The organism is Trinickia terrae (assembly GCF_005144415.1).
GTDB lineage: Bacteria > Pseudomonadota > Gammaproteobacteria > Burkholderiales > Burkholderiaceae > Trinickia_A > Trinickia_A terrae.
On the sequence record NZ_SWJE01000009.1, the window covers coordinates 140,278 to 151,873 of the forward strand.

Annotated in this window: 5 protein-coding genes and 1 pseudogene; all 6 read left to right on the top strand. The window is 64.2% G+C overall.

The window, feature by feature from the left end:
* Positions 1 to 221 precede the first annotated feature (221 nt).
* Entirely contained in the window at positions 222 to 1,253 is a 1,032-nt protein-coding gene (locus tag FAZ69_RS18135) for a LacI family DNA-binding transcriptional regulator (RefSeq protein ID WP_136896461.1), read from the top strand.
* Positions 1,254 to 1,444: 191 nt separating this feature from the next.
* Positions 1,445 to 3,256 carry a methyl-accepting chemotaxis protein gene (locus FAZ69_RS18140; RefSeq protein WP_136896462.1) on the top strand — a complete coding sequence of 604 codons (1,812 nt, stop codon included), beginning with the start codon at positions 1,445 to 1,447 and terminating at the stop codon, positions 3,254 to 3,256.
* Positions 3,257 to 3,359: 103 nt separating this feature from the next.
* On the top strand, positions 3,360 to 5,858 hold the full coding sequence (locus FAZ69_RS18145) for a penicillin acylase family protein (protein WP_136896463.1): 2,499 nt from the start codon (positions 3,360 to 3,362) through the stop codon (positions 5,856 to 5,858).
* A gap of 572 nt (positions 5,859 to 6,430) precedes the next feature.
* Positions 6,431 to 8,353 carry a PrkA family serine protein kinase gene (locus FAZ69_RS18150; RefSeq protein ID WP_136896464.1) on the top strand — a complete coding sequence of 641 codons (1,923 nt, stop codon included), beginning with the start codon at positions 6,431 to 6,433 and terminating at the stop codon, positions 8,351 to 8,353.
* 127 nt (positions 8,354 to 8,480) lie between these two features.
* Positions 8,481 to 9,749, top strand: coding sequence for a YeaH/YhbH family protein (locus FAZ69_RS18155; protein WP_136896465.1), 1,269 nt, complete (start codon positions 8,481 to 8,483; stop codon positions 9,747 to 9,749).
* Positions 9,750 to 9,868: 119 nt separating this feature from the next.
* Positions 9,869 to 11,431 (top strand): annotated as a pseudogene (locus FAZ69_RS18160) (SpoVR family protein); the annotation flags it as partial.
* Positions 11,432 to 11,596 lie beyond the last annotated feature (165 nt).

Genomic DNA, 11,596 nt, shown 5'->3' on the forward strand with positions numbered 1-11,596 from the left:
GGACGGCGCGAAATTTCTGGCCGTTCGGGCGTTCAGTTGTTCATACAAGATGCCGTTATACCGGGATGGAATACGGGGCCATTCCGGTGCGCAGGCCAGACACGCAGCATGGCCGCGCGACGGCGCGACGAGATGTAACGAGACGGGTGTAGAAGTGCCGCAAGGCAGCTCTGGAGTGGCTGACCTGCCGGCGAGAAAAACAAGCGAGAGAGAAACGGGTTATGGCGACGATCAAGGATGTAGCGGCTGCAGCTGGCGTTTCGTTCACTACGGTGTCTCATGTGGTGAACAACTCGCGGCCGGTGTCGGCGGACGTGCGCGCGAAAGTCGAGCGGGCGATCAGCCAGCTCAACTACGTGCCGTCGGCGGTCGCCCGCTCGCTCAAGGCGCGCGCGACCGCCACCATCGGCCTCGTCGTGCCGAACAGCACCAATCCGTACTTCGCCGAGCTCGCGCGCGGCATCGAGGATGGTTGCGCGCGCAAGGGTTATTGCGTGTTTTTCTGCAACTCCGACGACGACCCCGCCAAGCAGCGCAACTACTTGCGCGTGCTGCAGGAAAAGCGCATCGACGGGCTGATCATCGCCTCGGCTGGCGATGACGCCGTGCTTGCCGATAGCCTCGCCGACTCGCGCGAGCCGCTCGTGATCCTCGATCGCAATATCGAGGGGCTCGCGGCCGATCTCGTGCAGATCGACCACGAAAAGGGCGCCTATCTCGCCACGAGGCATCTGCTCGAACTCGGCCACGCCAGAATCGGCTGCATCACGGGACCGGTTTCAACGGCCGTGAGCGCAATGCGCGTGCACGGTTTCATCCGCGCGATGGCCGAACGCGGCATCGACATCGTGCCGAGCGCGATCGTCGAGAGCGACTTTTCCGGGGCGGGCGGCCATCTGGCGGCAGGCCAGCTGTTCGACACGGTGCGCCCGAGCGCGATTTTCGCGTGCAACGACATGATGGGCATCGGCGCACTGCGGGCGGCCGCCGAGCGGGGGATCCGCGTGCCGCAGGACTGCTCGGTCATCGGCTTCGACGATATCGAGTTCAGCGCCTATACCTATCCGTCGCTGTCGACGGTCGGCCAATCGGTGCGCGCGCTCGGCGAGACCGCGGCGCTCACGCTGATCGAGCGCATCACGGGCGCGGCGGGCAACGGGCCGACGCGCCGGCGCGTGGTGTCGCCGCGGCTCGTGCTGCGCGAATCGACGGCTGCGTTCGCGGAGCCGACGCGCATCGAGCTCTGTGCCTAGCCCGGGTGGCTGTCCGTGCGTTTCGGTAGAAATTGCGGAAATCCTCCGGCCGCAATCGCCATACGGTAAAAAATACTCAATTCCTCTGCGCTCTCGCCGTAACCGCAGCTAGAGCGCGGCGTCCCATTTCGCCGATCCGTCAGGCGCGCGCGTCAGCACCACTTTCTTCGATGCGCTAGAGGACCTGCAACATGATGAAGGGCATCACGATCAAAGCACGCATCGGCCTGACGATGGCGTTTCTGTCCGCGCTGCTGCTGGCGCTGGGCGTTCTGGGCTTGTCCGGGATGGGCCGCGCGAACGACGCCTATCGGGACACCTACGCAAACCAGATGCCGAGCGCCGTCGACATCGCCAACGCCGAGCTTTTTGCGGCCCGCGAACGTCTGGCGCTCGACCGCGCCGCGTTCCAGGCGGGGACCCCAACTGCCGCGGCAGCGCTCGACCGCGCCAAGGTCATGCGCACGACGTCGCAATCGTGGTGGAAGAAATACCTCGACCTGCCGCGCGGCGCGGAAGAGAACAGGCTCGCGCAGGACGTGTCGGCCAAGCGCGACGCGCTCTATCATCTGCTCGACGCCGAAGCGCCCGTGATCCAGGCCAACGATCACGACAAGCTGGTCGACATGACGAACCGCATCCAGCCCGCTTACAACGACCTTGCCAATGCCGACGACGCGTTGAGCCGCATGCAGTTCCAGCAGGCCGAGACGGGCTACCAGGACGCGCAGTCGCAATACGGGACCTTTCGTCTCATCACCTTCGCTGCGCTGATCGCGGGGCTGGGCGCCGCGCTGCTGTCGTATCTGGCGCTGCGCGCCGCGATCGCCCGGCCGCTCGACGAAACGCTCGGCCATTTCGAGGCGATCGCCGCGGGCGACCTGCGCCGGCCGATCGTTGCGCGCTCGCACGACGAGATGGGCATGCTGATCGAAGGGCTCGCGAAGATGCAGACGAGCCTGACTGAAACGGTGCGTTCGGTGCGCGCCGGGAGCGAATCGATTGCGTCCGCAACCAAGCAGATCGCGGCCGGCAACGTCGATCTTTCGTCGCGGACCGAAGAGCAGGCTTCCGCGCTGCAGGAGACGGCCGCCAGCATGGATCAATTGACCGGCACCGTGAAACAGAACGCGGAGAACGCGCGGCAGGCGAGCGCGCTCGCGGCGAATGCGTCGGAGATCGCCAACAAGGGCAATGCGGTGGTCGGGCAGGTCGTCGGCACGATGGGCGACATCAACCAGAGCTCGGCGAAGATCGCCGACATCATCGCGATCATCGAGGGCATCGCATTCCAGACCAACATCCTCGCGCTCAACGCGGCGGTCGAGGCGGCCCGCGCCGGCGAGGACGGACGCGGCTTCGCCGTGGTCGCGGGCGAAGTGCGCAGCCTCGCGCAGCGTTCGTCGGCGGCGGCCAAGGAGATCAAGGAGCTGATCGATACCTCGGTCGAGCGCGTGCGCACGGGGTCGTCGCTCGTCGACGAGGCGGGGCGCACGATGGAGGAGATCATCGGCGCGGTGCAGCGCGTGACCGACATCATGGGCGAGATCGCCGCCGCCTCCGAGGAGCAGAGCAGCGGCATCGACCAGGTGGCGCGCGCTGTCACGCAAATGGACGAGGTGACGCAGCAGAACGCGGCGCTCGTCGAAGAAGCGGCGGCCGCGGCGCAATCGCTCGAGGACCAGGCGAGCAAGCTGCGCGCGACCGTGGCCGTGTTCCGCGTCGAGGACGATCATGCGCGGCCAGGCGCGGCGGCGTTCGCGCGCTCGGCGCCAGGCGTCAAGCGGGCCGCTCGCGTCGAACCGGCGGTGCGCGCGGCCAACGCCGCGAAGCCGGCGATGGCCGCGCCGATGGCGCCTGCGGCGGCCGTCTCCGCGCCGCCGGCACGGACAGCGCCGCGCGCAGCCTCGGCCGCTGTCAAGCCGGCTGCGTCCGCGCCCCAGGCCGCCAAGGCTGCGGCGGTGACGGCCGGCGGCTCCGGCGACGACTGGGAGACCTTTTAAGCGCTCCTCCACGCACCGGCGGCGCCGTAGCATGAGTCCCCGTTAGAATGCGCGCAGCGCCGCCTGATCGCTGCGCCACTCTATTTCCCGGGGATGCCTGCTTATGCTGCTGCGCGCCGAAACCCGCCGTCCCGTCCGCATCGTCCGTTTCCTCCGCATCGCCGGCATCTGCGCCGCAGCGATCCTTCTCCTCATCCTCCTCTGCGCGGCGGGCATCTGGCTCTACTTGCGCGCAAGCCTGCCCGAGCTCGACGGCGCGCGTCCCGAAGCCGGCCTTTCCGCTCCCGTCGACATTTCGCGCGACGCGCAGGGGGCCGTGACGATCCGCGGCGCCACGCGCGCGGACGTTGCGTTCGCCACGGGTTTCGCGCAGGCGCAGGATCGTTTCTTTCAGATGGATTTATTGCGGCGCGTCGCTGCCGGGGAGCTCGCCGCGCTCATCGGCCACGACGCGCTCGCGATCGACGAACAAAATCGTCTGAATCGCTTTCGCGCGCGCGCCGAAGCGGCGGTGGCGGCGATGCCCGCGGACGAGCGCGTCATGCTTGGCCGCTACACGGAAGGCGTCAACGCCGGTCTCCTCGCGCTGCGGGCGCGGCCGTTCGAATACGCGGTGCTGCGCGTGGCGCCGCAGACGTGGCGGCCCGCCGATACGCTGCTCGTCGTCTATGCGATGTATCTCGACCTGCAGGCGGGCGAAGTGCCGCGCATCCTCGCGCGCGCCGCGCTGCGCGATGCGGTGCCTCCGGATCTGTTTGCGTTCCTGACGCCCACCGGCAGCCGCTGGGATGCGCCACTCGACGGCGTGCCCACTGTCTCGGGCCCGCTCGTCATTCCGCCGACCCGCCCGGACTGGCTCGACGACCCGTTGCCGCCGCCATCGTCCGAGCACGCCGAGGCATTCGTGCCGCCGGCTGCGGCGATCGGCAGCAACAACTGGGCTGTCGACGCGGCGCATGGAGCGGGGGGACGCGCCTACGTCGCCAACGATATGCATCTCGGCCTGCGTCTGCCCAACATCTGGTACCGGCTGACGCTGCTGTTTCCCGACGGCAGCGCCGGCAACGGCGCCCGCATACGGCGCCTGTCCGGCGTCGGCCTGCCGGGCACGCCGCTCGTGGTGGCGGGCAGCAACGGCGATGTGGCGTGGGGCTTCACGAACAGCTACGGACATTTCATCGACCTCGTGCCGCTCGAGCGCGACCCGGCCGATCCGCTGCGCTATCGCGGGCCGGGCGGCGATTGGGAGCGTGCGCAAGAGCATGTCGAGACGATCGCAGTCAAGGGCGCGGATGCCGTGCGCATGCCGGTGCGCGACACGCGCTGGGGGCCGATGCTCGAGACCGGTGGCGGCAAGGACGGTGACGGTTCCGCGCGGACCTACGCGGTGCGCTGGGCCGCCTATTTGCCTGACGCAGTCAACGTTGGCCTGATCCGCATGGAAGACGCGCACGATGTGCCGCAGGCGCTTGCCGTGGGACAGACGAGCGGCATGCCCACGCAGAATCTCGTCGCCGCCGATCGCGGCGGCCATATCGGCTGGACCCTGGCGGGCCCGCTGCCGGCCGCGACGCTCGACCCGCAAGGCCTGCCGGCGACGGCTGAAGAGGCGACGGCCGCCGCCCGTTTCGAGCGCTTGCCCGCCGCGAGCTATCCGCGTCTGATCGATCCGCCGCAGGGCCGCTTGTGGACCGCGAACAATACCCAGTTCGGCGATCCGGAAATCCGGCGCAAGATCGGCGACGGCGGCGCCGACATGGGCGCGCGCGCAACCCAGATCCGCGACGACCTGTTCGCGCGGGAGCGCTTCGACGCACACGCTCTCCTGTCGATCCAGCTCGACGACCGCGCGCCATGGGTGAGCTATTGGCGTGCACTGGCGCTCGACACGCTCGACGCCGACGCGCTGCGCGATCATCCGCAGCGCGAGGCGTTCAAGCGCATCGTGAGCGCCTGGAACGGACGCGCGGACAGCGACGCCGCAGGCTATACGCTCGTGCGCGATTTCTACGAATCGTTCTACGACGCCTGGTTCGGTCCGCTCGATGCGCGGATGCGGCAACGCTGGCCTGGAGCGACGCCGACGCCGTGGCTCGCGGCGCCGACGGCTGGGCGCGCATCGTCGCGGCTCGAGCCGCTGATGGAAGCGCTGGCGCAACAACACGCGTGGGTGCCGGCGCGCGACACGGGCTGGCGCGCGTTCGTGCTCGATCGCATCGATGCGACGATCGCGCGCAATCTGCGCCACCACGCGACGCTCGACGACGCGCGCTGGGGCGAGCGCAATCGGCTCGCGCTCTACCACCCGTTCGCGCGGCTCTTGCCGCAGGCGTTGCGCGGCTGGCTCGGCGCGCCTGCCGACGCGATGTCCGGCGACATCGACATGCCGCGCGTGCAGCACCCGTCGTTCGGCGCGTCGGAGCGCTTCGCGGTTTCCCCGGGGCATGAGGAGGAAGGCACCCTGGAGATGCCCGGCGGCGCTTCGGGACATCCGCTGTCGCCGTATTTTCTGGCCGGCCACATGGCGTGGGTGCGCGGCGAGGCGAGCGCGTTCCTGCCCGGCCTGGATGCGCATCGATTCACGCTCACGCCCACGAACTGAAAAAGAGGTATCGAACGATGCGCACGCGCCGGCAAGCGACGCTCGTGCAAGCATCGTTCGATGTCATCGCGCATGGCGCGCGAAAAAAACTGTAACGAATCGACCAACCGTGTAATCGGAAACGGGGTGTCGTGCGTATAGGTCGGTAAGGCGAGGCGCGTCCCCGCGAGCCGGACTCATCTTGCTGAACCTGTGCTGCAAAGATGTGCGCGTGAGGCATGAAGAGCACATCGGCAGCAGGGAGATTATGTGTGAACGCAGACGTATGGCGGCACCCGAAGTGCGCCGAAAGTACGCTGGCGTACAGGAGAATTTCTTGCACCGCGTCACCGTCTAACGCACGAGACGTTTTGTCGTAGGCAACGGCAGCAACAGCTGTAGCGTTGGAGATTCGGGAACAAGATTGTAGGTGACCGAATCTGCGTTTCCAAGTCGGGAATGACGTGAAGCGCTTTTCACAACGTTGTTCGTGAAAAAAAATTTAAAAGGGATTAGGATGAATTCGAGCGATGTCGTTTCCGATTTTGCGCGCCGCGCGCGGCATCGATCGCAGACTTCGGCGAGGAGGTAGCATGGATATCTACAGCAGCTTCGCGAACCGCTTCGAGAAAACGCGAGAAGAGGAGTTCTCGCTCGAGGAGTATCTCGCGCTCTGCAAAGACAATCCCGCCGCGTACGCTACAGCTGGCGAACGCATGCTGACGGCAATCGGCGAACCCGAACAGATCGACACTCGCAACGACCCTCGCTTGTCGAGGATCTTCGCGAACAAAGTCATCAAGGTATATCCCGCGTTCCGTGAGTTCTACGGAATGGAAGAGGTGATCGAGCAGGTCGTCGCCTACTTCCGGCATGCGGCGCAAGGACTCGAAGAGAAGAAGCAAATTCTCTATTTGCTCGGGCCTGTCGGGGGCGGAAAGTCGTCAATCGCGGAGCGTCTCAAGCAGTTGATGGAGCGCGTACCGTTCTACTCGATCAAGGGCTCGCCCGTGAACGAGTCGCCTCTGGGGCTCTTCGACTATGACGAAGACGGCCCGATCCTGGAAGAGCAATACGGTATACCGCGCCGCTATTTGAAGAACATCTTGAGCCCGTGGGCCGTCAAGCGGCTGCACGAATACAACGGCGACATCCGCAAGTTCCGTGTCGTGCGCCGCTATCCTTCGGTGCTGCGGCAGATCGGCATCGCGAAGACCGAGCCGGGCGACGAGAACAACCAGGACATCTCCTCGCTCGTGGGCAAGGTCGACATCCGCAAGCTCGAACAGTACGCACAGGACGACGCCGACGCCTACAGCTACTCCGGCGGCCTGTGCCTCGCGAACCAGGGCTTGCTCGAGTTCGTCGAAATGTTCAAGGCGCCGATCAAGGTGCTGCACCCGCTGCTGACGGCGACCCAGGAAGGCAACTTCAAGGGCACCGAGGGCTTCGGCGCGATTCCGTTCGACGGCATCATCCTCGCGCACTCGAACGAGTCGGAGTGGAAGGCGTTCCGCAACAACCGCAACAACGAGGCCCTGCTCGACCGGATCTTCGTCGTGAAGGTGCCGTACTGCCTGCGCTCTTCCGAAGAGATCAAGATCTACGAGAAGCTCATCCGCAACTCGTCGCTTGGCCAATCGGTCTGCGCGCCAGGCACGCTCAAGATGATGGCGCAATTCTCGGTGCTCACGCGCCTGCAGGAACCCGAGAACTCGAGCCTGTTCTCGAAGATGCAGGTGTACGACGGCGAGAACCTGAAGGACACCGATCCCAAGGCGAAGTCGTATCAGGAGTACCGCGATTTCGCGGGCGTCGACGAAGGGATGACGGGCGTATCGACGCGCTTCGCGTTCAAGATCCTGTCGCGCGTGTTCAACTTCGATTCGACCGAGGTCGCGGCCAACCCGGTGCACCTGATGTACGTGCTCGAACAGCAGATCGAGCGCGAGCAGTTCCCGCCGGAGACAGAGCAGAAGTACCTGTCTTTCGTGAAGGACGTGCTCGCTTCGCGCTATGCGGAGTTCATCGGCAAGGAGATTCAGACCGCGTATCTGGAGTCGTATTCCGAGTATGGGCAGAACATCTTCGATCGCTACGTGACGTATGCGGACTTCTGGATCCAGGATCAGGAGTTCCGCGATCACGACACGGGCGAGAGCTTCGATCGCGCCGCGTTGAACGCGGAACTCGAGAAGATCGAGAAGCCGGCCGGCATCAGCAACCCGAAGGACTTCCGCAACGAGATCGTCAATTTCGTGCTGAGGGCGCGGGCGGCCAATGGCGGGAAGAATCCGGCTTGGATCAGCTACGAGAAGCTGCGTGTCGTGATCGAAAAGAAGATGTTCTCGAACACGGAGGAACTGTTGCCTGTCATTTCGTTCAATGCGAAAGGATCGGCGGAGGAACAGCGCAAGCACGAAGACTTCGTCAACCGGATGGTCACCAAGGGCTACACGCCGAAGCAGGTCCGGCTCTTGTGCGACTGGTATCTGCGCGTTCGGAAGTCGTCATGAGCCGAAGCGTGCAAGGCTCGCGCGGGGCGTCCGCGCGAGCCCCTTGCGAGACGTGAGCCGCGCGGAGCGATAGTCCGCGCTTTTCGCCCGCGTCTCGCGTTCGAGAACTTCAAGCGGGAGACCGGATGTGCTTCACCAAATCATCGACCGCAGGCTGGCAGGCAAGAACAAGAGCATTGCAAACCGCGAGCGCTTCTTGCGCCGGGTGAAGAACTATATTCGCCGCGCCGTTTCGGATGCGGTGCGTGATCGCAGCATCAAGGACATCCAAAACACGCAAAGCATCACCATTCCGCGCAAGGACATTGCGGAGCCGTCGTTCCGGCATGGCCCGGGCGGGCGGCGCGAAATGGTTCATCCCGGCAACGCCGACTATGTCCGCGGCGACAAGATTCCTCGTCCGCAGGGCGGCAGCGGCGGCGGAGGCAGCCAGGCGAGCAACGAAGGCGAAGGTCAGGACGATTTCGTGTTCGAGCTCTCGCGCGAAGAATTCATGCAGTACTTCTTCGACGACCTTGAGTTGCCGCGTCTCGTCAAAACCCATTTGCTCGCTGTGCCGACGTGGAAGAGCGTCCGCGCGGGCTGGGCCGCCGAGGGCACGCCGAACAACATCGACGTGGTGCGTTCGCTGCGCAGCGCGCTTGGCCGCCGCATTGCGCTGGGGGCGCCGCTCGTCAACGATCTTCGCGAACTCGAACGCCAGCTCGAGGAAATGAAGAACGATCCGAGCGACCGGCGCGAAGAGATCAAGCTGCTCGAGGAAGAGATCCACCATTTGCGCGGGCGCATCTGGCGCATCCCGTTCATCGATCCGTTCGACCTGCGCTACGTGAACCGCGTGAAGCAGCCGCAGCCGTCGAGCCAGGCGGTGATGTTCTGCCTGATGGACGTGTCGGGCTCGATGGACGAGCAGCGCAAGGATCTCGCCAAGCGCTTCTTCATCTTGTTGTACTTATTCCTGAAACGGAACTACGAAAAGATCGAAGTGGTCTTCATCCGCCACCACACGCGTGCGGAAGAAGTCGACGAAGACACGTTCTTTCATTCGACCGAAAGCGGCGGCACGGTGGTGTCGAGCGCGCTGGAGTTGATGCGCAAGGTGATGGATGAGCGCTACTCGCCGACTGAATGGAATATTTACGGAGCACAGGCCTCGGACGGCGACAACTGGACGGACGATTCGCCCAAGTGCCGCAAGATCCTACAGGATGACATCCTGACGAAGACCCGTTATTTTGCCTATATTCAAGTGGCTCCGGAGGAGCAGAACCTATGGCTTGAATATGCGCAGCTTGCCGGGACGCAGCCGCACCTCGCGATGAAGAAAGTCGAGACCGCGGCTGACATTTATCCGGTATTCAGAGAGTTGTTTGAAAAGCAGGCGGCGGCGGCATGACGAAGCACCTGCATAACGAGGCGCGCGGCTATCAGCCGGATCGCCACAAAAAAGGGACGCATGGGCATCGTGATTCTCATGCGCAGCGCGAGCCAGGCACCCGCGCCGACACGCGAGGGCACACCGAAGCGCCCGAAATGGGGCAAAGGGAAGTCCGTATGAACGTTGCCGACCGACGGCCTCTGCCGTGCCCGTCCGACTGGACCTTCGAACTCATCGAGGAGTACGACACGCACATCGCCCATGTTGCGGAGCAATATGAACTCGATGTGTATCCGATCCAGCTCGAAGTCATCAGCGCCGAACAGATGATGGACGCGTATGCGTCCGTCGGCATGCCGGTCAACTACCGGCACTGGTCGTTCGGCAAGCATTTCCTTTCAACCGAGAAGAGCTACCGGCGCGGTCAGATGGGCCTCGCGTACGAGATCGTCATCAATTCGAACCCCTGCATCGCGTATCTGATGGAAGAGAACACGATGACGATGCAGGCGCTCGTGATCGCGCACGCGGCCTATGGGCACAACTCGTTCTTCAAGGGCAACTACCTGTTCCGCTTGTGGACCGACGCGCACGCGATCATCGATTACCTCGTCTACGGCAAGAACTACATCGCCGAGTGCGAGGAGCGATACGGCCTCGATCGCGTCGAAGAGCTGCTCGATTCGTGCCACGCGCTGATGAACTACGGCGTCGACCGCTACAAGCGGCCGCAAAAGCTTTCGCTCGCCAAGGAATCGGCGATGCGGCGCGAGCGCGAGGCGTACTTGCAGTCGCAGGTCAACGAGCTGTGGCGCACGCTGCCGGCCAAGAAAGCGTTCGAGGCTGAAGAAGAGGAAGAGCGCTACCCGCCCGAGCCGCAAGAAAACCTGCTGTATTTCGCGGAGAAGAACGCACCGCTGCTCGAACCGTGGGAGCGCGAAGTCATTCGCATCGTCCGCAAGATCGGGCAATACTTCTACCCGCAGCGGCAGACGCAGGTGATGAACGAAGGCTGGGCGACGTTCTGGCACTACACGCTGCTCAACACGCTCTACCACCAGGGCCTGCTCGAAGACGGCTTCATGATGGAGTTCCTCCATTCGCACAGCAACGTCGTCTATCAGCCGCCCGTGACGAAGCAGTACTACAGCGGGATCAATCCGTACGCGCTCGGCTTTTCGATGATGAGCGACATTCGCCGCATCTGCGAGGCGCCGACGGAGGAGGACCGCAAGTGGTTCCCGGACATCGCCGGCACGCCATGGCTGCAGACACTGCACTATGCGATGCGCAACTTCAAGGACGAAAGCTTCATCGCGCAATACTTGTCGCCGCATCTGATTCGCGACATGCGCCTGTTCTCGGTGCTCGACGACGACATGCGCGATGCGCTCGAAGTCTCCGCAATTCACGACGAGAGCGGCTACCAGTACGTGCGGCAGGCGCTGTCCCGCCAATACGACATGCATCACCGGGAGCCGAACATTCAAGTGTGGTCGGTGAACACGCGCGGCGACCGGAGCCTGACGCTGCGGCATTTCATGAGCGACAACCGCCATCTGGCAAACGACAGCGAGGAAGTCCTCAAGCATATGGCGCGGCTGTGGCAGTTCGACGTGTACCTGGAAAGCGTCGACGAGAACGGCACGGTGAGGAAACGCTATGAATGCCGCTACGCGGCGCCGGCGATTCGGCTCTGATGCGCTAGCGCAACAGCGAGGCATCGATGTGCGACAAAGCCAGCCTTCGGGCTGGCTTTTTTTGTCTGCGAGTTTTGCTGCGCGCGCCGTGTGAAAGAATTCTGACGTTTTGCAGACGCACATTCTTTCGTTTGTATAAAATTCGTGGCCTCGCGAAATAAACAC